Annotated in this window: 21 protein-coding genes and 1 pseudogene; 13 read left to right on the top strand and 9 right to left on the bottom strand. The window is 50.3% G+C overall.

The annotated features are described in order from the left end of the window. Window positions 1–121 precede the first annotated feature (121 nt). The gene (locus MP213Fo_RS04835) at window positions 122–265 is read left to right on the top strand and encodes a hypothetical protein (protein ID WP_421090524.1); all 144 of its coding nucleotides are present in this window, start codon (window positions 122–124) and stop codon (window positions 263–265) included. A gap of 143 nt (window positions 266–408) precedes the next feature. On the opposite strand, the gene MP213Fo_RS04830 is transcribed toward MP213Fo_RS04835, so the two are convergent. The 3 genes from MP213Fo_RS04830 to MP213Fo_RS04820 form a co-directional block, all read right to left on the bottom strand. Then, entirely contained in the window at window positions 409–630 is a 222-nt protein-coding gene (locus MP213Fo_RS04830; RefSeq protein WP_421090523.1) for a helix-turn-helix domain-containing protein, read from the bottom strand. Between the two features lie 501 nt (window positions 631–1,131). Beyond that, the gene (locus MP213Fo_RS04825) at window positions 1,132–1,956 is read right to left on the bottom strand and encodes an aldo/keto reductase (RefSeq protein WP_421090522.1); all 825 of its coding nucleotides are present in this window, start codon (window positions 1,954–1,956) and stop codon (window positions 1,132–1,134) included. A 270-nt stretch (window positions 1,957–2,226) separates the two neighbouring features. After that, a complete protein-coding gene (locus tag MP213Fo_RS04820; RefSeq protein WP_421090521.1) occupies window positions 2,227–2,970 on the bottom strand; it encodes a L,D-transpeptidase in 744 nt (247 codons plus the stop codon). 285 nt (window positions 2,971–3,255) lie between these two features. Here MP213Fo_RS04820 and MP213Fo_RS04815 point away from each other — a divergent pair, with 285 nt between their 5' ends. From MP213Fo_RS04815 to hisG, 4 genes are all read left to right on the top strand, one after another. Continuing rightward, window positions 3,256–3,918: a DNA-3-methyladenine glycosylase I gene (locus MP213Fo_RS04815; RefSeq protein ID WP_421090520.1), complete on the top strand. Its 663-nt coding sequence runs from the start codon at window positions 3,256–3,258 to the stop codon at window positions 3,916–3,918. 162 nt (window positions 3,919–4,080) lie between these two features. Beyond that, a complete protein-coding gene (gene hisS, locus MP213Fo_RS04810; protein WP_421090519.1) occupies window positions 4,081–5,607 on the top strand; it encodes a histidine--tRNA ligase in 1,527 nt (508 codons plus the stop codon). A 56-nt stretch (window positions 5,608–5,663) separates the two neighbouring features. After that, a complete protein-coding gene (locus MP213Fo_RS04805) occupies window positions 5,664–6,842 on the top strand; it encodes an ATP phosphoribosyltransferase regulatory subunit (RefSeq protein WP_421090518.1) in 1,179 nt (392 codons plus the stop codon). Then, complete coding sequence (hisG, locus tag MP213Fo_RS04800; protein ID WP_421090517.1) at window positions 6,839–7,531, top strand: ATP phosphoribosyltransferase; 693 nt, start codon at window positions 6,839–6,841, stop codon at window positions 7,529–7,531. Before MP213Fo_RS04805 ends, hisG begins: the two co-directional genes overlap by 4 nt. Window positions 7,532–7,633: 102 nt before the next feature. On the opposite strand, the gene MP213Fo_RS04795 is transcribed toward hisG, so the two are convergent. From MP213Fo_RS04795 to groES, 5 genes are all read right to left on the bottom strand, one after another. After that, entirely contained in the window at window positions 7,634–8,038 is a 405-nt protein-coding gene (locus MP213Fo_RS04795; RefSeq protein WP_421090516.1) for a DoxX family protein, read from the bottom strand. Between the two features lie 180 nt (window positions 8,039–8,218). Further along, on the bottom strand, window positions 8,219–9,610 hold the full coding sequence (fumC, locus tag MP213Fo_RS04790; RefSeq protein WP_421090515.1) for a class II fumarate hydratase: 1,392 nt from the start codon (window positions 9,608–9,610) through the stop codon (window positions 8,219–8,221). Between the two features lie 92 nt (window positions 9,611–9,702). Beyond that, on the bottom strand, window positions 9,703–9,951 hold the full coding sequence (locus MP213Fo_RS04785) for a hypothetical protein (RefSeq protein WP_421090514.1): 249 nt from the start codon (window positions 9,949–9,951) through the stop codon (window positions 9,703–9,705). A 603-nt stretch (window positions 9,952–10,554) separates the two neighbouring features. Continuing rightward, on the bottom strand, window positions 10,555–12,198 hold the full coding sequence (gene groL / locus MP213Fo_RS04780) for a chaperonin GroEL (protein WP_421090513.1): 1,644 nt from the start codon (window positions 12,196–12,198) through the stop codon (window positions 10,555–10,557). A 106-nt stretch (window positions 12,199–12,304) separates the two neighbouring features. After that, entirely contained in the window at window positions 12,305–12,601 is a 297-nt protein-coding gene (gene groES, locus MP213Fo_RS04775; RefSeq protein WP_421090512.1) for a co-chaperone GroES, read from the bottom strand. Between the two features lie 639 nt (window positions 12,602–13,240). Between groES and MP213Fo_RS04770 the strand changes: the two genes are divergently transcribed. The 5 genes from MP213Fo_RS04770 to MP213Fo_RS04750 all read left to right on the top strand — a co-directional run bounded on the left by MP213Fo_RS04770 (window position 13,241) and on the right by MP213Fo_RS04750 (window position 20,398). Further along, window positions 13,241–14,089 (top strand): TIGR01459 family HAD-type hydrolase, encoded by an 849-nt coding sequence (locus MP213Fo_RS04770; RefSeq protein WP_421090511.1) that lies wholly within the window; start codon window positions 13,241–13,243, stop codon window positions 14,087–14,089. 110 nt (window positions 14,090–14,199) lie between these two features. Then, window positions 14,200–15,246, top strand: a complete 1,047-nt coding sequence (locus tag MP213Fo_RS04765) for a bifunctional riboflavin kinase/FAD synthetase (protein ID WP_421091016.1) — start codon at window positions 14,200–14,202, stop codon at window positions 15,244–15,246. 105 nt (window positions 15,247–15,351) lie between these two features. Then, on the top strand, window positions 15,352–16,185 hold the full coding sequence (locus tag MP213Fo_RS04760; RefSeq protein WP_421090510.1) for a MipA/OmpV family protein: 834 nt from the start codon (window positions 15,352–15,354) through the stop codon (window positions 16,183–16,185). A 378-nt stretch (window positions 16,186–16,563) separates the two neighbouring features. Beyond that, window positions 16,564–19,500: an isoleucine--tRNA ligase gene (ileS, locus tag MP213Fo_RS04755; protein ID WP_421090509.1), complete on the top strand. Its 2,937-nt coding sequence runs from the start codon at window positions 16,564–16,566 to the stop codon at window positions 19,498–19,500. Between the two features lie 226 nt (window positions 19,501–19,726). After that, the gene (locus tag MP213Fo_RS04750; RefSeq protein WP_421090508.1) at window positions 19,727–20,398 is read left to right on the top strand and encodes a hypothetical protein; all 672 of its coding nucleotides are present in this window, start codon (window positions 19,727–19,729) and stop codon (window positions 20,396–20,398) included. A 68-nt stretch (window positions 20,399–20,466) separates the two neighbouring features. Here MP213Fo_RS04750 and MP213Fo_RS04745 read toward each other — a convergent pair whose 3' ends face one another. Beyond that, the gene (locus tag MP213Fo_RS04745) at window positions 20,467–20,898 is read right to left on the bottom strand and encodes a nucleoside deaminase (RefSeq protein WP_421090507.1); all 432 of its coding nucleotides are present in this window, start codon (window positions 20,896–20,898) and stop codon (window positions 20,467–20,469) included. Window positions 20,899–21,314: 416 nt separating this feature from the next. On the opposite strand from MP213Fo_RS04745, the pseudogene MP213Fo_RS04740 reads away from it, so the two are divergent. The 3 genes and pseudogenes from MP213Fo_RS04740 to MP213Fo_RS04730 all read left to right on the top strand — a co-directional run. Beyond that, window positions 21,315–22,808 (top strand): annotated as a pseudogene (locus MP213Fo_RS04740) (pseudouridine synthase); the annotation flags it as partial. A gap of 548 nt (window positions 22,809–23,356) precedes the next feature. Beyond that, the gene (gene rsmD, locus MP213Fo_RS04735) at window positions 23,357–23,911 is read left to right on the top strand and encodes a 16S rRNA (guanine(966)-N(2))-methyltransferase RsmD (protein WP_421090506.1); all 555 of its coding nucleotides are present in this window, start codon (window positions 23,357–23,359) and stop codon (window positions 23,909–23,911) included. 217 nt (window positions 23,912–24,128) lie between these two features. Further along, the gene (locus MP213Fo_RS04730; protein ID WP_421091015.1) at window positions 24,129–25,664 is read left to right on the top strand and encodes a M16 family metallopeptidase; all 1,536 of its coding nucleotides are present in this window, start codon (window positions 24,129–24,131) and stop codon (window positions 25,662–25,664) included. The last annotated feature ends 16 nt before the right edge of the window (window positions 25,665–25,680 follow it).

The following is a 25,680-nucleotide window of genomic DNA, read 5'->3' as shown; positions in this document are numbered from 1 at the left end:
TGCTGTTAAGTTTACCTGCTTATATTGAAGGGCAAGTTTTTAACCAGCGCTTGTTCTGGCGGTGTCGTATTGCGATCCGTTGATCATGCCGATTTTAGTCCGCTTCCGGGAGCTTGTTTCCATGTCTGCAAAGAGCGCCACGCTCCTGACCGTCATCATGCTGTCTGCGATCTTGTTTACGGGCCTAGGTCTGCTCTCTATCGAGGCGGGTGGTAGTGCAGTTGCCAGCGACGGTTATGGTATTTCAAGCTTTCATCAGCAGTAATCCATTTCGTGTCGTCCGATAATTGCCGAGCATTTTTATGCGCAATTTTCACTGATTCTGCATTGTTCTTATATTCAGCTCAAAAGCCGCGTAAATTAAATTTGCGCGGCTTTTACTGTTTTAAAGAGTATAGTAATTTTTATTTAATGTTGTGAGCCAACTTCGTCACGATATTCAAGTATATCGCCGGGCTGGCAGTCAAGTACACGGCAGATTTTCGCAAGTGTTTCAAAGCGAATACCACGGACTTTTCCGGACTTGAGCAGTGACACATTCGGCTCTGTGATCCCGATATCAGCTGCAAGCTGACGGGAGCGAATTTTTTTGCGGGCTAACACAACATCGAGATTAACGATAATGGACATTTTTCACCTTAAAAATTGATTTGAGAAAATATTATGATTTGTTGGTTTAAAAAATATTTGAACGACGGCAATATGTGGGGTGCTGCTTCAGGGAAATTGAATGGCACTAAAGTTAGAAAGCGAAAGGTCATCCTTTTTCTATGTTGAAATTTATAATTCATAATATGAAAAAAACTATAAATGGATACTGCAATAAAATGCAGGTTATAAAAAGGGTGGCGTAAAATTTTAGTTGAATTTTCCTTATTATGGTTAACGTATTTTTACTGTCATTTATATAGTGCTTTATTTCTTAGTATATATTTTTCTGGTGTTTTATTGTATTGTAATGAATGGATTTATTTTTTAATCGGAGTTATTTTTACTTGATTATATTTAGGTAATCTTAATTTATTGATTGATTTTAAGCTTGTGAAAGCAAAAAAAACACCCGCATGCTGAGCGATGCGGGTGTTTAAAAACATTTAAACGCTGGTACTGTTGCTTCTGAAAGCGGCACAATCAACCAAAAGTTGTCGGGTCCGGTCCGATGCGGCCATCAGCTGAGCTCAGGCGGTTAATAGAATCATGCTCAGTGCCTGAAAGGGTGAAATCGCTGATAGCAAAGTTTTCCTGAATACGGGCCGGAGTAGATGATTTTGGAATGACAATATTGCCGATATCGAGATGCCAGCGCAAAATAACCTGGGCAACGGATTTATTGTGCTTTTCAGCGATCGCTTTCAGGGTCGGGTTATCCAGAATTTTCCCCTGACCAAGCGGGCTCCACGCTTCAGTGGCAATGTTATGCTGCTGATGAAACTGGCGCAGATTGTCTTGCTGGAAATAAGGGTGCAGTTCAATCTGATTTACAGCCGGAACAATATCCGATTCTTTCATCATGCGTTGCAGGTCTGAGGTGCGGAAATTGGAGACGCCGATAGATTTTACCAACCCGTCTTCACGCAGCTTCACAAGTGCTCGCCATGTGTCCACAAACAGGTCTTTATTCGGCATCGGCCAGTGGATTAAATAAAGATCGAAATAGTCGGTGCCAAGGCGTTCTGATGATGCGGCAAATGCTTTCAATGTCGCGTCATAGCCCTGATCATCATTCCATACTTTGGTGGTCAGAAAAATATCTTTACGGGCAATGCCTGAATCGCGAATAGCCTGGCCAACACCACGCTCATTCTTGTAAATTGCAGCAGTATCAATATGCCGGTAGCCGGTTTCAAGCGCGCTTGAAACACTGGCTACTGCTTGTTCATCATTAATCTGCCATACACCAAAGCCCAGTTGTGGAATGGAGTTGCCGTCGTTCAGTTTGATCGCAGCTACGGTCATGCCCTTATTCCTTTTCTGTTTTTGCGCCGGCTTATATTGCTCCTGACCCTTCTTTCATGTCAGCGATGCAGTATTCGGCGAAGCAGTTTGCAAGTGTGTCAATGTTGAATCGGTATTTACTGCATTTGCAAGTCCGGCTTATGTCAAAAATATAAATAGTTCAGAACAGTGTTGGTTTTTGAAGGCACTGTTTTGGAAATTATGTGCTCAGATATAAAAAAGCCCTGCATTATAGTGATAATGCAGGGCTTTTGAACAGGTTAAATCTGATTAAAGAACAACGACTTTAGTACCAACGGGCACAAGTTCGTATAGCTCTTCCACATCCTGATTACGCATGCGTATGCAGCCCGATGAAACAGCTCTGCCTATTGTGGAAGGAGCGTTGGTGCCATGAATGCGATACAGCGTATTACCAAGATACAGCGCGCGTGCACCTAACGGGTTTTCTACGCCACCATCCATACGCACCGGCAGAACGCGCCCTTTTTTACGCTCGCGCGCAATCATTTCTTTTGGCGGGTGCCATGTCGGCCATTCGGCTTTGCGGCTCACGGTTTGTGTGCCCTTCCAGCTGAAACCTTGTTTGCCAACACCAACTCCGTAGCGCCGTGCAGTGCCGTTTTCGCCGACCAGATAAAGAAACTTGTTTTTTGTGTCTATGACAATAGTGCCGGCTTTATGCGATTTTTTATAATCGACATCTTGCGGTAAATAGACCGGATTTAAACCGGCTTTGGTTGTTTTGGGTTTTTGCTTAGGCGTAACAGGGCGCTGCACGCGCGGTGCTGTTTGGCGCATCGGAGTTTTGTCGATACGTGGCGCTGCTAAAGCAGATTCCACAGTATACTGCCGTGATTGCAGCTGCTTAATCCATGGGGCGCTTTGCGTTGAGCTGAGAGTAAGAGGCGGAGGTGCTGCATAGCGGTCATTGGCAAATGCCCCTCCTGCAGAAATGGCGGACAGGGCAAAAGCAGCAATGGATGCGATCAGTAAAAGGTGACGTGGTTTCATCAGATCGTCCTGTTTCAGGTGATGCTTTTGCTCACCGGTGGCATACAAATTGATATGCCGGTAACTGTGATACCAAGCCCTTGTGAAATGATGAATCTGGTCAATGCCTGAGGCGAAAATGGCCCGAAAGCTGTATTTGTGGTTATCATTCAGTAAAGATTACCGTGTGGAGTTCTGTCTGCTGCGGTGCTGTTGCCTATACTCTAAACTAACTCTATGTTCTTTTTTTGTTCCAGGTCAAATAAAATATGTTATGCATTGTAAAAGATGAATTGCAGGTGACAAATGAACGAAACAGATTTGCAGAATAAAGTGATTATGGCGGATGGTTTGCGGCGCGGCGAGGATGGCCGCGTGCGCTGTGGCTGGCATGGTGACTTACCCGATTACCAGCTTTATCATGATACAGAATGGGGATATCCGGTAAGTGATGATCGTCGTCTGTTTGAAAAAATCTGCCTGGAAGGATTTCAATCCGGCCTGTCATGGCTGACAATCCTGCGCAAGCGGGAGAATTTTCGTCGTGCTTTTGCAGAGTTTGACATCCATAAAATGGCGGCCTTTACGCAGGATGATGTTGAGCGGCTGATGCAGGATAAGGGCATTGTGCGTCATCGTGGTAAAATCAATTCGGCGATTAACAATGCCGGACGTGCCATTGATCTGATCGCTGAAAAAGGGTCTTTAGCGGCATATTTCTGGAGCTTTGAACCGCACTCACAAGAGCGCCCTGCTGTTGTTGATTTGGACGTTTTACGCGCAAACCCGACAACCGCAATCTCGACCCTCATCTCCAAAGATCTCAAAAAACGCGGCTGGAGTTTTGTTGGGCCGACAACGGTTTATGCTTTTATGCAGGCGATGGGGCTGGTTAATGATCATATTGAGGGATGTTATTGCCGACCGGTCATCGAGCGTCTGCGTCAGGATTTTAAGCGTCCAAAATAGCAAGCACAAAGCGTAGAAGCCTCTAAAACGCCATATAGTAGCAAGGATCGTGCATCTGCGCTGATCTGGGTCTTGCCGCTGGCTGGTTGATCAGTTAGGAAACATGCACGTCTTTAAGGCGCTCAATCACTTCAATTTACTCAAGTTTAGCGGATCACGATCATGGCAAATAAAGCGGAAAAGATGAAAGCGCGGTTGCCGCGCGGCTTTGTGGACCGTGAGCCGCATGATCTGCGCGCTGCTGATAAAATGCTGGCGACTATTCGCGAAGTGTATGAGCGCTACGGTTTTGACCCGATTGAAACGCCGCTGGTTGAATATACCGATGCATTGGGCAAATTTCTGCCGGATCTCGATCGCCCGAATGAGGGGGTGTTTTCGCTGCAGGATGATGATGAACAATGGCTGTCATTGCGTTATGATCTGACCGCGCCTCTGGCACGCCATGTGGCTGAAAACTTCAATGAAATTCAGTTGCCGTTTCGCACTTATCGTCATGGTTGGGTGTTCCGCAATGAAAAGCCGGGTCCCGGCCGCTTCCGTCAATTCATGCAATTTGATGCCGATACAGTTGGTGCGCCCGGCGTGTCTGCTGATGCGGAAATGTGCATGATGGCCGCAGATACGCTGGAGCGCCTTGGCATTCAGCGCGGCGATTATATGATCCGTGTTAACAATCGTAAGGTGCTTGACGGTGTGCTGGAAGCCATTGGTCTGGCGGGTGATGAGAATGCAGCGCGCCGTTTGAATGTGCTGCGCGCTATTGATAAGCTCGACAAATTCGGTGCTGAAGGCGTTAAGCTTTTGCTCGGAGCAGGACGCCGTGATGAATCCGGTGATTTCACCAAAGGTGCCGGTCTTGATGATGCGGCGATTGCCAAAGTTCTCGATTTTACTGCTGCCGGTACCGAAAGTGGTGCGCAAACCATTGCTAATCTGCGCATTGTTGTTGAAGGTAATGCACGCGGTAGCGAGGGCGTTGAAGAACTGGCGCAGATGCAGATTTTGTTTGATGCCGGTGGTTACGATGGGCGGGTAAAAATCGACCCTTCTGTGGTGCGTGGTCTGGAATATTACACCGGCCCTGTTTATGAAGCTGAACTGCAATTTGATGTCACCAATGAAAAAGGTGAAAAGGTCGTGTTCGGTTCTGTCGGCGGTGGTGGCCGATATGATGGTCTGGTATCGCGTTTTCGCGGCCAGCCGGTTCCGGCAACCGGTTTTTCCATTGGTGTTTCACGCTTGATGACAGCATTGAAAAACCTTGGCAAGCTGGGGCAGGAAGAGGCGCTGGCGCCAGTTGTTGTGACCGTGATGGATGGCGATGCTGAAAGCCTTGGCCGTTACCAAAAGTTCACGCAAAGTCTGCGTGATGCTGGCATCCGCGCTGAGATGTATCAGGGTAACTGGAAGAAGTTTGGTAATCAGCTTAAATATGCCGATCGTCGCAATGCGCCGATTGCCATTATTCAGGGTGGCGATGAACGTGCAAATGGCGAAATCCAGATCAAAGATCTGATTGAGGGTAAGCGTCTTTCAGGAGAGATTGCGAGCAATGAAGAGTGGCGCGCAAGCCGTCCGGCGCAAATCCTTGTCAAAGAGGCTGAGCTGGTTGAGCATGTGCAGCGTATTCTGGCGGAGCAGGCTGCAGATCATTTGCAGGAGCAGCGCGATCAGGCAGGGCAGTAAGCCATGTTTGGAGCGATGAACAAGATAATGCGCGGCACGATAGGATGAGCAACATAATGCGTGATCAGAAAGCATCGCCGATCGCGGCTGAGCTGACGGCTTATTTTTCAACATCGTCAACTGAGGCCGTTAATATTCCGATCCTTCTGCCTGCCGATCCTTTTCTGGATATGGCAGGCGAAGATTTGCGCAGCCGAATTTTTCTGACCGAAAATGAAAATGGTGACAGCCTGTGTCTGCGTCCGGAATTTACAATTCCGGTCTGCCGCAATCATATTGCGCTCAATGCTGCCACGCCTAAGCGTTATTCCTATGTTGGCGAAGTGTTTCGCCAGCGGCGTGAAGGTGGCACCAGCTTTCATCAGGCCGGTATTGAAGATCTGGGTGGTGACAATGAGCCGGCATCCGATGCGCGCTCCTTGAGCGATGCGCTCAATGCTGTTGCACAAGCAGCGCCTGCTGCACGGTTTCAGGTGCTGTTGGGCGACCAATCCGTGTTTGAGGCGGTCTTGGCAGCGCTTGGCCTGCCACGTGGCTGGCAGAAAAAACTGGCACGCAGCTTCGGCAATGGTAGCGGCAATACCAGCCAGCTCGAGCTTGCACTACAAGACCTGTCATCGCAGCGCAGTAGCGATGTGCTGCCTGAAAAGCTGCGTATATTGGTGGATGCCCGCGACGAAGATGCGCTGGCACAATCACTGGCAGAAGAAATGCAGCATGCCGGAATTTCTCCGGCAGCAGGGCGCACACCTTTGGATATTGCGCGCCGCCTGCTGGAAAAAGAGCAGCTAGCCTCGGTAAAGCTTCCGGAAAAAACCTTTGCTGCACTGAAGACGTTTCTCTCGATTCGGCAGAGCCTCGATAAAGCAACTGTTGCGCTTGAAGAGTTTGGTGCACAAAACGCCCTTGATCTGACCGCGGCACTGGATGGTTTTCAAAAGCGCGTTGAGGAAATGCACAAAGCTGGCATTGATCTGACGACAATCACTTATGATGCCGCTTTTGGCCGCCCGCTCGATTATTACACGGGTCTTGTTTACGAGATTACCAGCCGTGATACCGATTGCGGTGTGATTGTTGGTGGTGGTCGTTATGACCGGTTGCTGACAATGCTTGGGGCAAAAGAGCGTATTTCCGGCGTAGGCTTTTCTATCTGGCTGGATCGCCTGCAAAAATGTGCCGATGCTACACAGATCAAAGCCGCCACTTTGCGCGGACCCGGAGCACAGTCATGACAATAACACTGGCTCTGCCGTCTAAAGGCCGCCTTAAAGAACAAACTATTGCTGTTATGGCAAAAGCCGGTCTGCATGTGGTGTTGCCGCAGGATGACCGCAACTACCGCGCCCGTATTGACGGTGTTGATGATGTGGATATTCTGTTTTTATCGGCATCGGAAATTGCCCGTGAGCTTGGCTATGGCACGGTTGATCTTGGTGTGACCGGCGAAGACCTGATCCGTGAAACGCTGGCGCGTGCCGATGAAAAGGTACAGATTGAAGCACAGCTCGGTTTTGGTCATGCTGATGTAATCGTTGCCGTGCCTGAAGTTTGGCACGATGTGGCGACAATGGCGGATCTTGATGATGTGGCGGCGGATTTTCGTCAGCGTCATGGCCGCCGTTTGCGCATCGCCACAAAATACTGGCGTTTGACGCAGCAGTTTTTCTCACAGAAACATGGCATTCAGGTTTACCGGATTGTTGAGAGCTTGGGCGCAACAGAAGGCGCACCGGCGGCGGGGTCTGCGGATATCATCGTGGATATTACTTCGACCGGCTCAACATTGCGTGCGAATAAGTTGAAAATTCTTGATGATGGTGTGATGCTGAAATCGCAGGCCTGTCTGGTTTCGGCGCGCCGCAGCCTTGATAATCCGCGTGTGACAGAGATTATCAGCCGGATTTGTGCAAGTTTAAAATAAGCTCTCAAATACCACCTGATATATTCTGGTGTATGTTCAAAGAGAAAAGCCGCAGTTCATTTGAACTGCGGCTTTTCTCTTTAAGACTGGAGGTCTTATTGGTTATTTGCGAGTGCGGGCATCAACGGAATAAGCACCTGCACCCAACTGTGCGAGCAGCAGCAAACCACCTGTAATAGCAAGGTTTTTCTGTGCCATCAGCGCATTCATGCCTTCAGAGAAGTTCATATGGGCAACCAGTGTTGCACCAATCGCAAATAATGCCACGATGATAGCAGCAATACGGGTTTTAAAGCCGATCAGAATGGCAATACCGCCAACAAATTCAACGAGTCCGACAAGAATAGCAGTAACCATAGGTACTGGCAGTCCGATTGCACCAAAATATTGTGCGGTACCATCAAGGCCGGTCAGTTTTGACCAGCCAGCCAGAATAAAAAGAATAGAAAGAAAAACGCGTGCAATCAGGGTGATTGCAGGATTCTGTAATGCAGAAGAATTATTCATTGAGGGGCTCCGTAATTGTGATGTCAAACGATAAACAATAGGAACTGTTTCGTAAATATAGACGGGCATTGACATAATGTTCAATATTTACGAACGATATAAGGTCTCTACAATAAAAATGCCTGCAACATTGTCTTAATGTGCAGGCATTTAGCAAGCTTATTATTAGATAATGATTAATTATGATGGGCTGAGCATAAGTTCAGGCCGTACCAGACGTTCATAGTCAGCCTCAGTCACCAACCCGCTTTTCAGTGCTTCTTCACGCAGTGTCGTGCTATTCTGATGGGCGGTCTTGGCAATTTTTGCCGCCGCATCATAACCGATATGTGGTGCCAGTGCTGTAACCAGCATCAGCGAGTTCTCCATCAGTTCATGGATTCGTGCTTCATTAGCCACAATGCCTTCAATGCAATGATCAACAAAAGAATTCATGCCATCTGCAAGCAACCGGATCGATTGCAGCACATTGGCGGCAATAACCGGTTTGAAAACATTAAGTTCAAAATGGCCTTGGCTGGAGGCAACGGTTATCGTGGTATGATTACCAAAAACCTGTGTGGCCACCATTGTCAGTGCTTCAGCCTGCGTTGGATTAACTTTGCCCGGCATAATCGAAGAGCCGGGTTCATTTTCCGGTAATTGCAGCTCACCTAGACCTGAGCGGGGGCCAGAGCCTAAAAAGCGTATATCATTGGCAATTTTGAATAAATCTGCGGCGAGAGCATTCAAGCTGCCATGGAGATTAAGCAGTGCACCATGCGAAGCCAGTGCTTCAAATTTGTTTGGTGCCGTTTGAAAGGGGAGCGCGGTAATATTGGCAACAGCCTCTGCAAAACCGGTATCAAAACCCTTGGCCGAATTGAGCCCCGTACCAACCGCTGTGCCGCCCTGTGCTAACAGATAAACATCCGTGAGGCTCTGCTCAATGCGGTGCTTGCCATATTCAGCGGCAGCGCGGTAACCTGAAAACTCCTGCCCAAGTGTTACAGGCGTGGCATCCTGCGTATGGGTACGGCCGATCTTGATCAGCTTGGCAAACTTCTCTTCTTTGGTCTTCAGTGCTGCAATCAGATGGTCAAGCGCAGGGAGCAGACGTGCCGTCACTTCCAAAGCGGTAGCAATATGCATAGCAGTCGGAAATGAATCATTGGATGACTGCCCCATATTGACGTGATCATTGGGATGAACGGGGTCTTTACTGCCAATCACGCCGCCCAGCATTTCGATGGCTCGATTGGAAATTACTTCATTGACATTCATATTGGATTGGGTGCCGGAGCCGGTCTGATAAATGACCAGCGGAAAATGATCATCCAGCTTGCCTTCAACCACTTCAGCTGCGGCCACGGTTATGGCGCGCCCCAAAACCGGGTCAAGTTTACCCAGAGCCATATTGGTCTCTGCCGCTGCCTGCTTAACAATGCCAAGAGCATGAATCAGGGGGAGTGGCTGGCGGTCAGTACCAATTTTGAAATTCAGAAGCGAACGCTGCGTTTGCGCACCCCAATAGCGTGTGCTTTCAACAGAGATCGGGCCGAAACTATCAGTTTCGGTGCGTTGATCAGACATTTTCAGCTCCTGCTTTGCTCAAACTGTTGTTCGCATATTATATATAAAACCGCTTCTTCGTTTTTGTTTTAATGCTGAGGCAGATGAAAGTTTCAGTCGTCTTCCTGTTCGTCAGGATTTTCAATCCATGCGGTAGGGTCGATTTTTTTCTGCGTAGTACTATCAATAAATGTCCACCAGCCTGTATCGCTGCTGTCCCAATCGCCACCGGCTTTCTGGAGTTGCTCAAGGTTGCGGTAACGGGCAGGAGATTCGTTGGTCTGGCCGTCAAAATCTGTCCAGATCACTGTCACTGTGCTGCCATCTTGTGGGGCGGTATTGATAGGGTGTTGCTGGCGCATGGCTCTCTCCTGATATTGTTAGGGCACATTGTTGCACACAACAGAACAAACAAATGCATGAAATATCTGCATATGAACCTAGCCTGCCTGCTGTGGAATTCAAGTGCGGTCTTGTAACAATATCGGGGAGGGGGAGCTTGAGGAAGGTGGAAGACGGGTTACCCCGTCTTCCCCTTTGCAGCGATCAGCACTTCCTTCAAGCGGGGGCAAATAGGAGTGCTGGTCGAGCAAATTGCATTCGTATTTATTATTAAGGTTTGACTCTTAAGGAGATGCTAAAACATTCTGATTTTACAGAAAGTACAATCACTTAAAAAAACAACGTATAAACTTCGTGAGAACCAACACTGTATTGATAATAATTTACAGGGCTTTTCAATCACAATAAATAGGGGGATTGGCCGATAATTTCGAATGGCGTTAAGTTTTTTTCAGTCACGATCATCACGTGCACCTCATTGCAACCGATTGATACTGGAATCTTATTAGCATGAGCGCATAAAAAAAGCCCCTGATTTCCCAGGGGCTTTTTTATTGTTTGTGCATATAGTCTTGGCAGCACAGGCAGTTCTGCCTGTGCTACGTAATGCTCGGATGGACTTCTTAGAAGTCCATGCCGCCCATACCACCCATGCCGCCACCTGGCATTGCAGGCATGCCGCCGTCTTTTTTCGGCAGTTCAGCAATCATGGCTTCGGTGGTGATCATCAGGCCAGCAATGGAGGCTGCGTTCTGCAGAGCAGTACGAACAACTTTAACCGGATCAACAATACCGAGAGCGATCAGATCGCCATATTCACCATTGGCTGTGTTGTAACCAAAGGTTTCATTGTTGTTTTCAAGGATCTTGCCAACAACAATCGAAGCTTCATCACCGGCGTTGGTTGCGATCTGGCGGGCAGGAGCCTGCAAAGCGCGACGAACGATGTTGATACCGGCTTCCTGATCGGCATTGATGCCGGTAGCTTTGATGTTCGCAGAAGCGCGCAGCAGTGCAGTACCACCACCAGCAACGATACCTTCTTCAACCGCAGCGCGGGTTGCGTTCAGAGCATCGTCAACGCGGTCTTTGCGTTCTTTAACTTCAACTTCAGTTGCACCGCCAACGCGGATAACTGCAACACCGCCGGCCAGCTTAGCAAGACGTTCCTGCAGCTTTTCACGGTCATAGTCGGATGAAGTTTCGTCAATCTGCTGCTTGATCTGGCCAACGCGGGCTTCGATTTCAGCTTTTGCACCGGCGCCATCAACGATGGTGGTGTTTTCTTTGTTGATTGCAACTTTCTTCGCACGGCCGAGCATGTCGAGCGTAACAGATTCCAGCTTGATGCCGAGATCTTCGGAGATAACCTGACCACCGGTGAGGATAGCGATATCTTCGAGCATTGCCTTACGGCGATCGCCAAAGCCCGGAGCCTTAACAGCAGCAATTTTCAGGCCGCCGCGCAGCTTGTTAACAACCAGAGTTGCCAATGCTTCGCCTTCAACGTCTTCAGCAATGATGACGAGTGGCTTGGAGGTCTGAACAACAGCTTCCAGAACCGGCAGAAGAGCCTGCAGGTTGGAAAGCTTCTTTTCGTGCAGAAGAATGTAAGCATCTTCGAGTTCAGCAACCATCTTTTCAGGATTGGTTACGAAATACGGGCTGAGATAGCCGCGGTCGAACTGCATGCCTTCAACAACTTCAAGTTCGGTTTCAGCGGTCTTGGCTTCTTCAACCGTGATCACGCCTTCATTGCCGACTTTCTGCATCGCTTCAGCAATCATCTTGCCGATTTCAGCTTCGCCATTTGCAGAGATAGTGCCAACCTGTGCAACTTCGTCATTTGACTTAATTTTGGTGGCTTTTTTCTGAAGTTCAGCAACAACTTCTGAAACAGCCAGATCAATACCGCGCTTCAGATCCATCGGGTTCATACCGGCAGCAACAGCTTTTGCGCCTTCCTGAACGATAGCCTGACCAAGAACGGTCGCAGTGGTCGTACCATCACCAGCGATATCGTTGGTCTTGGAAGCTACTTCGCGCAGCATCTGTGCGCCCATGTTTTCGAACTTGTCTTCCAGTTCGATTTCCTTGGCAACCGATACACCGTCTTTGGTGATGCGCGGAGCGCCGAAGGATTTGTCGATAACAACGTTACGGCCTTTAGGTCCGAGCGTTACTTTAACAGCATCTGCAAGGATATCGACGCCGCGCAGCATTTTTTCGCGCGCTGAACGACCGAATTTTACTTCTTTAGCAGCCATTTTTCTCTCCTGGAGTCTGAGGCAGGGCCTTTAAGACTTCCCGATTTGAATTCGTGAAAAGGAATAGTGAATAATCTCAGGCGTAAGCCGAAAAACTATTCAGGTATTAGGCAATGATTCCGAGAATGTCGGATTCTTTCATGATCAGCAGGTCTTCACCGCTAATCTTAACTTCTGTGCCGGACCATTTGCCGAACAGAACGCGATCGCCGGCTTTAACATCCAGAGCAACCAGCTTGCCGCTTTCGTCGCGGTTGCCTGAGCCAACAGCAACAACTTCGCCTTCAGACGGCTTTTCTTTGGCTGAATCAGGAATGATGATTCCACCGGCTGTCTTTTCTTCCGATTCTACACGACGAACGACAACGCGGTCATGAAGCGGACGGAACTTAATGTCTGCCATGGTTTTAACCCTTGAAAATACGCCTTGATACAAGGCAGCAAAATGAGTGATAGGCTTTACAGCCTGTGGATTATTAGCACTCAGTAAGTGTGAGTGCTAACGTGAGTTTGATATAGGAAATTGCAGTTTCAGAGTCAAGGTTTTCAGAGCAGATAAAGCGCTGACAAGCACCCATACATATTGTGTGATCCCCTTGCAGATATTGCTAAAATAATCTCTGCAGCACGATAAAACTTCAGCGCATGACATATGGTAGCGCTGTGCAAGATTTACACCCTGACCGGGATTATTCACTGCCGCGATATTTAGTTTCTGCACAATAGGGCTAACTCTAACCAATAATAATGTGACCTGACTTTATGAAGGCAGGATGAAATATCTATGTGGCTAAAATATTATGCACAGAAATTTACTTACATGCGCGGCAGATTGAATTGTTATACCGGTAAGGGTGACATCGCGGTCTTGTTACGTTAGAGCATTTAGAAAATCCGGCATCTTGTGTTATTGGCACGATGTCTTTTGTCATATTCGTTGAATGGCACTATGAAGTGTGTTGGCGCATTTGTTCCGGAAAAGACCGGTCATGTGCCGATGCTTAATAGCACAGCAGTGAATACAGTTATTAAGGATAGTTTTATGCAGCATCCAGTTAAGCTCGATGATCTTTTTGCCAATTATGATGTGATCTTCAGTGATGTATGGGGTGTCTTGCATAATGGTATTGATGCCTTTCCACCGGCTGCTGCCGCTTTAAAACGTGCCCGCGAGGCTGGTGTTAAAGTGGTGCTGATCACCAATTCGCCGCGCCCTTATCCCGGTGTTGCAGCGCAGCTGGAAATGATGGGTATTACCAATGAGAGCTATGACCAGATCGTTACATCCGGCGATGTGACCCGTGATCTGATCGCGGCCGGTCCGCGCAAGATTTTTCATCTTGGCCCTGATCGCGAGCTTGCGATTTATGATGGTCTTGATGTGGAACTGGTTGAGGAATATGAAGCCTCTGCCGTGGTTTGCACCGGCCTTGTCGATGATGAAATTGAAAAGCCTGAAGACTATGCTGAGATGCTGCAGCGTTTCCGCTCGCGCAACCTGCCATTCATTTGTGCCAATCCTGATATTGTGGTTGAGCGCGGCACGCGTCTGATCTGGTGTGCTGGCGCATTGGCACGTGATTATACCCAGCTTGGCGGCCGCACTTTGATCGCCGGTAAGCCGCATAATCCTATTTATGTGGCGGCTATGCAGGCGGCTGAAGCGTTGACAGGTAAGCCGGTTGATAAGGCACGCATCCTCGCTATCGGGGACGGTATGCTGACAGATGTGAAGGGCGCGCAGCATTATGGTGTTGATGTGCTGTATATTTCCGGCGGTATTCATGCGGCGGATTATGTAGCCAAAGGTGAAGTTGATCACGATAAGCTGGTCGCATTTCTTGGCCGTCACGGTGAAGCGCCTGTTGCAACCATGCACGCTCTGGTTTGATTATTTGTTAGAGCGGTTTCATTTTTCTTTGCAACAGAAACTCTCTCATCTGTTGGTTTAAACTGTTCTATCCCTGCCAACTGATCAATAAATGTCCTGAAACTGGTATGATGACCAAGATGCCTTCAGATTTCGCCGCCCAATCTGCTATTTTACGCCTCACAAGTGATCTGAGCGGCGCTGAGCCTTTGCCAGCGCATTTGCGCGGGAGCGTGGTAGCGATCGGCAATTTCGATGGTGTGCATCGCGGACATCAGGCAGTGCTGAAAAAAACGCTTGAACTGGCCAAAATGCGTCAGTGTCCGGCTGTGGTGTTGACCTTTGAGCCGCACCCGCGCAGTTTTTTTAATCCGGAACAACCGGTTGACCGTTTAACTGATGCGCAGGAAAAAGCTGCCATTTTGGGCCTGCTCGGTTTTGATGTGGTGGTTGAGCAGGCATTTGATGCTTCATTTTCCGGTTTAAGTGCGCAGGAGTTTATCGATCAGATACTGATCGAACGTCTGGGTGCTTCTGAAGTGATTACCGGCGTGGATTTTCACTTTGGTACAAAGCGTCAGGGCAATCCGGCGTTTTTACAGCAAGCCGGTGAGAGACATGGTTTTGGTGTCACGTTGATCGAGCCGTTTACCGATGAGGGTGGCGCTATTGTTTCTTCATCGCGTATCCGTGAAGATCTGGCAGAGGGCGATGTGGTTGCCGCTGCCGCGCTGCTTGGCTACCATTATACGCTCGCAAGTGTGGTGATTAAAGGCAGGCAGCTGGGTCGTACGCTCGGCTTCCCGACCGCAAATATGGCGCTGCCATTACAGACAGGGCTGAAGCACGGCATTTATGCAGTGCGGTTTCGCCGTGCGGATGGCACGCTCTATGATGGTGTGGCGAGTTTTGGTCGCCGCCCAACCGTGGATAGTGACGGCTCGGCATTGCTTGAGACATTTGTCTTTGATTTTTCCGGCGATCTCTATGGCGAATTTTGCTCGGTTTCGTTCTTTGCTTATTTGCGCGGCGAAGAAAAATTTGATTCTCTTGATGCCTTGATGGTGCAGATGCATCGTGATGAAGCCGAAGCGCGGGCAATTTTATCCGGCGTTCAATCATTATCGCAACTCGATTCTTACCTTACATTTCCTGATGTTGCGGCTGACGCAGACTGATCACGAAACAAACTTTTGATGATTCAGTATATCTTTACTGCTTTAGTTGAAAAATAACCGCATATCGGATTGCCCGCACCTGTTACGGGCTCAGGAGTATGCGTATTGCGTATTTTAAATAGTGGCACCGGTTTTGCCGGTGCAGCCTGTCTGGCTCTCGCTTTTGCTATTAGTGCGCCCGCAAGTGCTGCAGATGATGCGCAATCTTCGGGCAAGCATTTCTGGTCCGGCGGCTGGTCTTTGACAGTCGGCGGAGATTTTTATCGCCAGCCGCGTTTTACCGGTTCCAGCAAATATATTATGAGTGCGCAGCCCCTGATCTCGTTCGGGCGAACCGGCGTGGCCGAGCGGTTTTCATCGCGTAACGACAATATTTCTTTCGCATTGATGGATATGCAGGATTTTCGTGTCGGGCTCACCGGTGAGTTTTTGATGGCGCGTGGCGGCAGTCAGGCTGACGGGCTTAAAGATGTGCCGTGGGGTGGTGAAATCGGCGGCTTTATGGAGTTTTATCCGACAGACTGGTTCCGTCTGCGTGGAGAAGCACGGCATGGTATCCGTGCGCATGAGGGTATTGTGGCTGAAATTGCCGGTGATGCTTTCTATGATGTCACACCTGCAATCCGTGTGTCCGGCGGTCCGCGTATTTCTGCAGCCTCCAGAAAATACTTTGATACTTATTACGGCATTAATGCTGAAGAATCGAAAGCCAGCGGATTGTCTGCCTATGATCCGGATGGCGGCGGGCTTTCTTCCGTTGGGCTGGGCGGTGCAATCACATGGCTGACCACCGATAAAATCACCACAACTTTATATGCCGAATATGAGCAGTTAAAAGGCAAAGCAGCGCGTTCCAGCCTGGTGTCGGAGCGCGGTTCGCGCAATCAGCTCACCGTTGGTGTGTCCGCAACCTATCGTTTTGATTTTACGCTCGACTGATCTCTGGCTGAAATTGAGTGGTAAAACCGGTGTTTTTGTAAAGTTACCGGCGTAATTGTTTCGGAAAATTGCTTGATCAGCAAAGATTATTTGCCTTGCCCCTTTATTCTGTGCGCTTGCATTGTTAAAAGCAGCACCATGATGAGACGTTTAGCAGTATTTTTGACTCTTAAGATATTTGGCCGAATTATTGGCCCGGCCTTTTCTTTTGCCTGACTGTGATGGCTCAGGGGAAAAGGTCCGGGAAGCAAAACTGACGTCTTGAGATAACGGAAGCCTTGCTCACATCTTAAGATATCGCATTTTCCGCGACTGCCTGCCTGAGCGCGGCATATCCTTGTGATATGTCTCTGGTGGTCCAACTGATAGCTAAGAACAATGACCGCTGAAAAAATCGACTATTCCAAAACGCTTAATCTGCCGCAAACTGATTTTCCGATGCGTGCAGGCCTGCCGGTGCGCGAGCCGCTGCTGGTAAAGCGCTGGGAAGAGATGAACCTGTATAAAAAGCTGCGCGAAGATGCCAAAGATCGCCCGCTTTGGGTGCTGCATGACGGCCCTCCTTATGCCAATGGCAATATCCATATCGGCCACGCGCTGAATAAGACGCTGAAAGATGTGATCACCCGCTCGTTCCAGATGCGTGGCTTCAACTCCAATTATGTGCCGGGCTGGGATTGTCACGGCCTGCCGATTGAGTGGAAGATCGAAGAAAAATACCGCGCGCAGGGCAAGAACAAAGACGAAGTGCCGATCAACGAATTCCGCAAAGAGTGCCGTGAATTTGCTGAAGGCTGGATCAAGGTTCAGGCCGAAGAGTTCAAGCGTCTGGCCATTGCCGGTGATTTTGAAAATCCTTACACCACAATGAATTTTCACGCGGAAGCCCGCATTGCCGGTGAATTGCTGAAATTTGCCCGCTCCGGCCAGCTTTATCGCGGCTCCAAGCCGGTGATGTGGTCGGTGGTTGAGCGCACCGCATTGGCTGAGGCTGAAGTTGAGTATCACGATGTAGAATCGGATATGATCTGGGTGAAATTCCCTGTGACGAATGTGCCTGAGCTTGCTGATGCGCATGTGGTAATCTGGACGACCACACCTTGGACAATTCCGGGCAACCGTGCGGTCGCTTATTCGCCTAAAATTTCTTATGGGCTTTATGAAGTCACGGGGGCTGAAAATGCCTTTGGCCCGCAGGCCGGTGAAACTCTGATCTTTGCTGATAATCTGGCAGAAGAGTGCTTTACCAGAGCCAAGCTGACATTCATCCGCCTTGGTGATGTTACAGCAGACCAGCTTAACGGAATGACCCTTAACCACCCGCTGAAAGGCTTAGGCGGCGGTTATGAGTTCATCGTGCCGCTGGTGTCTGGTGAGCATGTAACCGATGATGCCGGTACCGGTTTTGTGCATACTGCACCAAGCCATGGTCGTGAAGACTTTGAAGCATGGATGGATGCCGCCCGTGAGCTTGAAGCCCGTGGCATTAATCCGGCAATTCCGTTCCCTGTTGATGATGCAGGCTATTATACGGCTGATGCGCCGGGCTTTGGCCCAGACCGTGAGGGCGGTGCGGCGCGTGTTATCGACGATAATGGTAAAAAAGGCGATGCCAATGAATCCGTGATCAAAGAGCTGATTGCCCGCAATCTGCTGTTTGCCCGTGGTCGCATGAAGCATTCCTATCCGCATTCATGGCGCTCGAAAAAGCCGATCATCTTCCGCAACACGCCACAGTGGTTTGTCTATATGGACAAGGAGCTGGGTGATGGCACCACTTTGCGGTCACGTGCGCTCAGCGCCATTGATGATACGCGTTTTGTACCGGCTGGCGGCCAGACCCGCTTGCGCGCAATGATTGAAAACCGCCCTGATTGGGTGCTGTCGCGTCAGCGGGCATGGGGCGTGCCGATCTGCGTTTTTGCCGATGAAGATGGCACCGTTTTGATGGATGAGGCGGTGAATGAGCGTATTCTTGCGGCATTTGAAGCTGAAGGTGCCGATGCATGGTTTGCCGATGGTGCGCGTGAGCGTTTCTTGGGCGATCGTGCCGGTGAGCCTTGGGTGCAGGTGCGCGATATTCTTGATGTGTGGTTTGATAGCGGCTCCACGCATACTTTCACACTGGAAGACCGTCCGGATCTGAAATGGCCTGCCGATCTTTATATGGAAGGCTCGGATCAGCATCGCGGCTGGTTCCATTCTTCGCTTCTGGAAAGCTGCGGCACGCGTGGCCGTGCACCGTATAATGCAGTGCTGACCCATGGTTTCACCATGGATGAGCACGGTAAGAAAATGTCGAAATCGCTCGGTAACACCGTTACCCCGCAGGATATCATCAAGGATTCAGGCGCTGATATTTTGCGCCTGTGGGTGATGACCTCGGATTATTGGGACGATCAGCGTCTGGGCAAAAGCATTATTCAGACCAATATCGACGCTTATCGCAAGCTGCGTAACACCATCCGCTGGATGCTGGGAACACTGGCGCATGATGAAGGCGAAGAGATTGCATATGCTGATCTGCCTGAGCTTGAAAAGCTGATGTTGCATCGTCTGAGCGAGCTGGATGAGGTAGTGCGCAACGGTTATGATTCGTTTGAGTTCAAGCGCATCACCCGTGCTTTGATCGATTTCACAAATATTGAGCTGTCGGCGTTTTATTTCGATATCCGCAAAGACACGCTGTATTGCGATGCACCGTCGAGCCTGAAGCGTAAGGCAGCTTTGCAAACTGTGCGTCATTTGTTTGACCGCGTTGTCACATGGTTGGCACCAATGTTGCCTTTCACCACGGAAGAAGCATGGCTGGATCGTTACAAGCAAGCGGTTTCTGTGCATCTGGAGCAGTTCCGCGAAACACCTGCCGAGTGGAACAATCCGGTTTTAGCTGCCAAATGGGACAAGGTGCGTGATGTGCGCCGGGTTGTAACCGGCGCATTGGAGCTGGAACGTGCGGATAAGCGTATCGGCTCGTCACTTGAGGCGGCACCTGTGGTGCATATCACTGATCAGTCTCTGTTGTCGGCGCTGGATGGTTTGGATCTTGCTGAAATTTGCATCACCAGTGATGTTAAAATCAGCGATCAGCCAGCCGCAGATGAAGCCTGCACACTAAGTAATTCTTCGGGTGAAGCCTTCACGCTGAGTGATGTGGCAGGTGTTGCGGTGATTCCTGAAAAGGCGACGGGCACCAAATGTGCACGTTCATGGCGCTATACTCATGATGTGGGCAGCGATTCTGCGTTTCCGGATGTATCGGCACGTGATGCGGCTGCACTGCATGAATTGAAGGCTCTAGGCCGTTTGGACTAAAGAAAAATAGGCGGCAATCGGGGTTAACAAGGAGTTATCAGTGATTGCCGCTGATTTTCTGCCGTGCTAAGGCAGCTTAAGTATATTATTATGCCTGTGGTTGAAACCAAGGTTTGCGCCTTGGAGTTGCCGGAATGTCCCGATAACGCCATAGTGCAGTGAAACTGAGTTGAACTGTTGGTTAGGTCACCTGGCCGCATACGGATAACGGATAAAAGTGGTGCTCATGAAGATTGAAGGACGCATTTTCGCTTTCGCAACGGTTGTGGCCAGCTTGGGTCTTGCCGGTTGCGTGTCCGACCCGACTTATGGCACAGGTAAATCTGCCAGCTCACAATTGTTTGACGATATGTCTTCAATTGCGACGATCGGGCCGAAAAAAAGCGGCGCTGGTATTGAATACAAGCCGCGTCCGGATCTCGTGAAGCCTGTGGCCGGTCAGCGTGAAAGCCTGCCTGCACCGCAGGAAAGTGTAGCACGTGCAGGCGACCCGTCATGGCCGGAATCACCGGAGCAACGCCGCAAGCGTTTGCGCGCTGAAATTGAAGCGAACCGTGATAATCCGAATTTTGTTTCACCGATTGCACCGGATGGCCCAGCCAGCGCTGCACGTAGTGCTGCAAGTCTGCCAACCGGTTCCAGCCGTCGTGAAGATTATGCATCGCGCAGTCCGGTTGTGGATAAGGCAGCACTGGCGGCTGCTAAACAAGCACAGGTAGATCGTGCCGGTGGTTCTGCCACGCAGCGTAAATATCTGAGTGAGCCTCCTGTTACCTATCGCCAGCCGGTGGCCGGTGCCGCAGTTGGTGAACTAGGTGAAGATGAAGCTAAAAAAGAGCGTCGCCGCAAGGCTGAAGCCAGTGGCACCAAGAGCTGGCGCGATAAGCTCGGCTTCTGATTTTAGCTGAATTGAAGAATCAATACCGCTGACTGATAAGCATGGTTTTGCTTAGGGTAGCGGTATTTTTATTTGCGTTTGGTTTTGAAAAAATCCTGTAGCAACTGCCGTGCCTCAGTCTCTCCGATGCCGGAATAAACATCCGGTGCATGATGGCAGGTCGGCTGGTTATAAAAGCGCGAGCCATATTCAACGCCGCCGCCTTTAGGGTCACTAACCGCATAATAGAGTCTGCGGACACGTGCAAAAGAAATTGCTGCCGCACACATGGTGCAGGGCTCAAGCGTTACAAAAAGATCGCAATCGCCAAGCCGTTCATTACCGAGTTTTTCGCACGCCATGCGAATGGCCAGAATTTCGGCATGTGCGGTGGGGTCATTAATCTCGCGGGTACGGTTGCCGGCGCGAGCAATAATCTCGCTGCCACAGGTAATAACAGCGCCAATTGGTACTTCTCCGCGCAATCCGGCGGCGCGGGCTTCTTCCATTGCGACTTGCATAGCGGTATTTTTCGGGTTTTTGGGTTCTGAATGGACTAAGTTGCTACCAATTGCGTTTTTTTGCATATTGTCCGGCGGCCTTTCAGATATTTTGCTCGCAAGCGCGGTGATGATTTGTTAGAGCGTAACATTAACAAGGTGTGTAGCATAAGCGCTGCGCAATAATACCTGTAGCCTTATCCTGATAATCGCTGAAACTGAATGGTTTAAGCGAGCAAGGAGCCGGCGGCACAGGACTGCGCTGTATGATTTATTGTTTATCTATGAGTTATTCATGCGATAAATAAAGTGAAACATGGCAATACACCAAAAAATTTATCGTAAGCGACAAAACTGCCTGAATTGGCGGTTATTTACGCAACCTGATTTTTGTATATTACCGCCGGACACGAGTGCCGGTGAAAGGCTGAACTCTGATGACCCGTGATGATCATGATAATGAACGCGGAAAACGCCCTTTCGTAAAGCGCACATCTGACCGTCCTGCGGGAAGAACAGATGAACGCTCCGGTGAACGTCCGCGTCGTTTTGATGCTGATAAACCTCGGGACTTTAATGATCGCGGCCCCCGTGGCGATAAGCCACGCGATTTCAGCCCTCGTGGCGATAAGCCACGTGATTTCACCCCTCGGGGCGATAAGCCGCGCGGCTTCGATATGACAGACACGGATGAAGGTGAACGTATTGCCAAACGTCTGGCACGTGTGGGCATTGCCTCGCGCCGTGAAGCGGAAAGCATGATTGCTGCCGGTCGTGTTGCTGTTAATGGTAAAGTACTGAGCAGCCCTGCGGTTAATGTGCGGCGGTCAGATAAAATCACAGTTGATAATAAAGTGCTGCAGCAGGCAGAGCGTACACGCTTGTGGTTGTATCATAAGCCTGCGGGGCTGGTGACAACCAACCGCGATCCGGAAGGCCGCCCGACTGTGTTTGAGGCGCTGCCGGAAGAACTGCCGCGCGTTTTGTCCGTTGGTCGTCTGGATATTAACACTGAAGGTTTGTTGCTGCTGACCAATGATGGCGGTCTGTCGCGTGTTCTTGAATTGCCTGCCACTGGCTGGCTGCGCCGCTACCGGGTGCGCGCCCATGGCAGCGTGACACAGCCACAGCTTGATGAGCTGAAAAACGGTATTGCCGTTGACGGTGTTTTCTACGGTTCGATCGAAGCTACGCTTGAGCGTGAGCAGGGCTCGAATGTGTGGCTGAATATCGGTCTGCGTGAAGGTAAAAACCGCGAAGTTAAAAACATTCTCGGCGCACTTGGCCTTGCTGTTTCCCGTCTGATCCGTGTGTCATTCGGGCCTTTCCAGCTCGGTGATCTGGAAGAGGGTGCTGTGCGTGAAATTCGTGGCCGCACATTGCGCGATCAGCTGGGTGAAAAACTGGTTGAAGATTCAGGTGCTGATTTTGATGCGCCGATCTTTAACGAGTTCTCCAATGAAGTTGTACAAGGTGAGTTGCCGCATCGTATGCAGCGCTTTGATGCTTATGAAGACCGCAGCAGCGAACCGGCTGAAGAGCCGCGCCCGCGCTATAAGTCTGACTGGATTTCCAGCAGCCGCGACAATGATAGTGGCGGACGTGGCGGTAAAGGCGGTTTCCGTGGCGAAGCACCGCGTGGTGCTCCTCGTGGCGCCCCGCAAGGTGGCTATAGCGGTGAAGGACGCCCAGAGCGCTCGGAACAGCGTGGCGAAGGCAGAGGTGCACCGCGTCAGGATTTTGGTGACCGCAAGCCGTTTTCGCGCGATCGTGAAGGCAAGGAAAGACGTGAAGACGGTCTGTCCCGCTTGAGCACATCCGCACCCCGTTCAGCTGCTCCGCGTTCAGGTGGCTTTGACAAGCCGCGCTTTGAAAAAGGCGGACGGAATGAAAAGGGCGGTGAAGACAAGTTCGGCAGCCAGCCACAGCGTCCGCGCGGCGTGAATGTGTGGATGGCACCCGGTGCCAAAGCGTATAATTCTTCCAGTGCCAAACCGGCATCGGGCGATGACCGTGCAAAACGCAGTGGCCCGCGCCGTGATGGTGATGCCCGTTCTGCGCGCCCTGCGCGTGAAGATGGTGGCCGTGGTTTTCAGGGTCGCTCGGATGATCGTGACGGCGGCTATAAGCGTCAGGGTTTCCGTCGTGATGAAGAAGGCCGTGACGGCTTTAAGCGCGAAGGTTTCCGTTCGGAAAACCGTCGTGACTCTGCTGCCGGTGATCGTCCGGCTCGTGATGACCGTCCTGCAGGCCGTTCATTTGATAAAAAACCGTTCGGTGAGCGTTCATCTGCCGGAAGGCCGTCAGGCGACAGACCGTTCCGTGGTAAGCCTGAGGGCGAAGGCCGTGGTGGTTTCGGCGGTAAGCCGGGTGGTTTTGGTGGCAAGCCAGGTGGTCGTCCTTCCGGCAATCGCCCGTCCGGTGGTGGTGCACCGCGTAGCTCAGGTCCTCGTTCTGGCCCGCGTGGTGATAAGCGCTGATGCGGGTAGTCGGCGGCAAATTTCGTGGTCGTCCTTTGGTAACGCCGGAAAGCGCAGCGATCCGGCCTACCAGTGACAGAACGCGGGAAAGCCTGTTCAATATTATTTCCCACTCTTTCCCTGAAAAGCTTGAGAATACGCGGGTGCTGGATATGTTTGCCGGCACCGGTTCTCTCGGGCTTGAGGCGTTGTCGCGTGGTTGCCGTTATACGGTTTTTATTGAAGAATCCGTAGAAGGGCGCGGGTTGTTGCGGCAAAATGTTGAGGCATTTGGTTTGCAGGGCAATACCAAAGTCTTTCGCCGTAATGCCACACAACTTGGGCCAACCGGCACTATGGGCGAGTTTGATCTGGTCTTTGCAGATCCGCCCTATGGTAAAGGTCTTGGCGAGCAGGCATTTGTTGCCGCTCTTGAGGGTGGATGGCTGAAACCGGACGCACTTTTGGTTCTGGAAGAGGTGGCGGAAGCGGCGATCACGCTGGATGATCGTTTTGTGCTGCGTGATGAGCGTAACTATGGCATCACCACCATTAGATTTTATGAGTTAGCCTGATTAATTTACTGCCCGCCTTGTGCGGGCAGTTTCATTTTGACCTTCTGTTGATTGCTCAGTCCGCTGTTTTCATTAAATTATTGTCATAATAGAGAAATTCGTCAGCACTGGTTGCGATTTCGCCGCAATCTCGTTTAACTAAGGGTTATTTGCAATATAGGAAGGGACACTTTTCGTGCCATATCTATCCTTTTGCCGGCAACTGGTCAGCACGTCAATGCTGGCGTTGATTGTCAGCTCCGCTGCGCTCGGAGCTGCTTCTGCACAGGCTGTGCAGGCACCTGCCGTTGAAAAATCCGCGCCTGCACCTCAAGTCCCTGCCAATCCGGCTAATGATAATCAGGCGCTAGCAATGCCTGATATCAAAACGCAGGAAGGTGTGAGCAGCTTCAAACTTGCCAATGGTATGGATGTTGTGGTGATCCCTGATCATCGTGCACCGGTTGTGACCCAGATGGTTTGGTATCGTGTGGGCGCAGCAGATGAGCATGAAGGCGTTTCCGGCATTGCGCATTTTCTTGAGCATCTGATGTTTAAGGGCACTAAAAATGTGCCCACCGGAGAATTCTCGGCCAAAGTGGCTGCAATTGGCGGACAGGAAAATGCTTTTACCTCGTCTGATTATACCGGCTATTACCAGCAAGTCGCTCCTGATGCGCTGGAAATGGTGATGGGCTATGAATCAGATCGTATGGCTAATCTGGTTTTGACACCGGAAGTGATTGCGCCTGAGCGCGATGTTATTCTTGAAGAGCGCCGCATGCGTGTCGACAGCAATCCTTCCGCGATGCTGGGCGAAGAGGTGAATGCCGCTACTTTCTACAATCATCCTTATGGCCGTCCGATTATTGGCTGGCAGCAGGAAATGGAAAAGCTTGATCTTGATGATGCGCTGAGCTTTTACGAGCGCTATTACACGCCCAATAATGCAATCCTCGTCGTGTCGGGCGATGTAACACCGGAGCGTGTGCGTGAACTGGCACTGAGTACTTATGGCAAACTGCCAAAGCGCGCTGAAGTTGCGCCGCGTATCCGTCCGCAAGAGCCGGTGAAACATACCGCACGCACAGTAACACTGCGTGATGCACGGGTTACCCAGCCATCTTACAGCACATCATGGATTGTACCGTCTTATGTTAATGCGGCGGCTAAAGACCGGGCGGGCGATGCCGAAGCACTTGATCTGCTTGGTGAAATTTTAGGCGGCGGTATGCGCAGCCGTTTATACCAGCAATTGATTGTCGAGCAGGGGATTGCTGCAAGCGCCGGTGCTTATTATCGTGGTGATGCGCTGGATGACGGTGTCTTCATGATTTACGGCGCGCCACGCGGTGATGCCACACTGGAAGATGTGCAGGCAGCGATTACTGTTGAGGTTGAAAAACTGATCAAAGACGGCGTGACCGAGACCGAGTTGAATCAGGCACGTAACCGCTTTCTTAAATCGGTGATTTTTGCCCGTGACAGCCAGACCGGCATGGCACGTATTTATGGTTCGTCGCTGGCTGTTGGCCAGACTGTGGAAGATGTGCAGAACTGGCCGGAGAAAATCCGTGCTGTTAAGCCGGAGCAGATCAGGGACGTTGCTGAACGCTATCTGAAACCGTCTATTGCAGTCACAGGTTATCTTCTGCCGCCGCAAGCCGCAAAGACAGACGCCAATAATGCGGCGCAAACCCCTGCAACCAAATCCGCTGATACGGATGCTGCAGATTCTAAACCTGCCGACAACAAGTCAGAGGTGAAAAAATAATGACCACTTTGCTTCA

This window comes from Pseudochrobactrum mosebachae, assembly GCF_048914685.1.
Lineage (GTDB): Bacteria > Pseudomonadota > Alphaproteobacteria > Rhizobiales > Rhizobiaceae > Pseudochrobactrum.
Note: the sequence above shows the minus strand (reverse complement) of the source record. Positions and strands in the feature narration are given on the sequence as shown.

What these genes read in the sequence shown, in the direction of transcription:
- hisG (WP_421090517.1), top strand. Translation starts at nt 6,839, where the DNA reads ATGACAATAACACTGGCTCTGCCGTCTAAAGGCCGCCTTAAAGAACAA.
- MP213Fo_RS04835 (WP_421090524.1), top strand. Translation starts at nt 122, where the DNA reads ATGTCTGCAAAGAGCGCCACGCTCCTGACCGTCATCATGCTGTCTGCG.
- MP213Fo_RS04770 (WP_421090511.1), top strand. Translation starts at nt 13,241, where the DNA reads ATGCAGCATCCAGTTAAGCTCGATGATCTTTTTGCCAATTATGATGTG.
- MP213Fo_RS04765 (WP_421091016.1), top strand. Translation starts at nt 14,200, where the DNA reads ATGACCAAGATGCCTTCAGATTTCGCCGCCCAATCTGCTATTTTACGC.
- MP213Fo_RS04805 (WP_421090518.1), top strand. Translation starts at nt 5,664, where the DNA reads ATGCGTGATCAGAAAGCATCGCCGATCGCGGCTGAGCTGACGGCTTAT.
- MP213Fo_RS04795 (WP_421090516.1), bottom strand. Translation starts at nt 8,038, where the DNA reads ATGAATAATTCTTCTGCATTACAGAATCCTGCAATCACCCTGATTGCA.
- MP213Fo_RS04830 (WP_421090523.1), bottom strand. Translation starts at nt 630, where the DNA reads ATGTCCATTATCGTTAATCTCGATGTTGTGTTAGCCCGCAAAAAAATT.
- groL (WP_421090513.1), bottom strand. Translation starts at nt 12,198, where the DNA reads ATGGCTGCTAAAGAAGTAAAATTCGGTCGTTCAGCGCGCGAAAAAATG.
- fumC (WP_421090515.1), bottom strand. Translation starts at nt 9,610, where the DNA reads ATGTCTGATCAACGCACCGAAACTGATAGTTTCGGCCCGATCTCTGTT.
- ileS (WP_421090509.1), top strand. Translation starts at nt 16,564, where the DNA reads ATGACCGCTGAAAAAATCGACTATTCCAAAACGCTTAATCTGCCGCAA.
- MP213Fo_RS04785 (WP_421090514.1), bottom strand. Translation starts at nt 9,951, where the DNA reads ATGCGCCAGCAACACCCTATCAATACCGCCCCACAAGATGGCAGCACA.
- MP213Fo_RS04745 (WP_421090507.1), bottom strand. Translation starts at nt 20,898, where the DNA reads ATGCAAGTCGCAATGGAAGAAGCCCGCGCCGCCGGATTGCGCGGAGAA.
- MP213Fo_RS04825 (WP_421090522.1), bottom strand. Translation starts at nt 1,956, where the DNA reads ATGACCGTAGCTGCGATCAAACTGAACGACGGCAACTCCATTCCACAA.
- MP213Fo_RS04820 (WP_421090521.1), bottom strand. Translation starts at nt 2,970, where the DNA reads ATGAAACCACGTCACCTTTTACTGATCGCATCCATTGCTGCTTTTGCC.
- groES (WP_421090512.1), bottom strand. Translation starts at nt 12,601, where the DNA reads ATGGCAGACATTAAGTTCCGTCCGCTTCATGACCGCGTTGTCGTTCGT.
- rsmD (WP_421090506.1), top strand. Translation starts at nt 23,357, where the DNA reads ATGCGGGTAGTCGGCGGCAAATTTCGTGGTCGTCCTTTGGTAACGCCG.
- hisS (WP_421090519.1), top strand. Translation starts at nt 4,081, where the DNA reads ATGGCAAATAAAGCGGAAAAGATGAAAGCGCGGTTGCCGCGCGGCTTT.
- MP213Fo_RS04730 (WP_421091015.1), top strand. Translation starts at nt 24,129, where the DNA reads ATGCTGGCGTTGATTGTCAGCTCCGCTGCGCTCGGAGCTGCTTCTGCA.
- MP213Fo_RS04815 (WP_421090520.1), top strand. Translation starts at nt 3,256, where the DNA reads ATGAACGAAACAGATTTGCAGAATAAAGTGATTATGGCGGATGGTTTG.
- MP213Fo_RS04750 (WP_421090508.1), top strand. Translation starts at nt 19,727, where the DNA reads ATGAAGATTGAAGGACGCATTTTCGCTTTCGCAACGGTTGTGGCCAGC.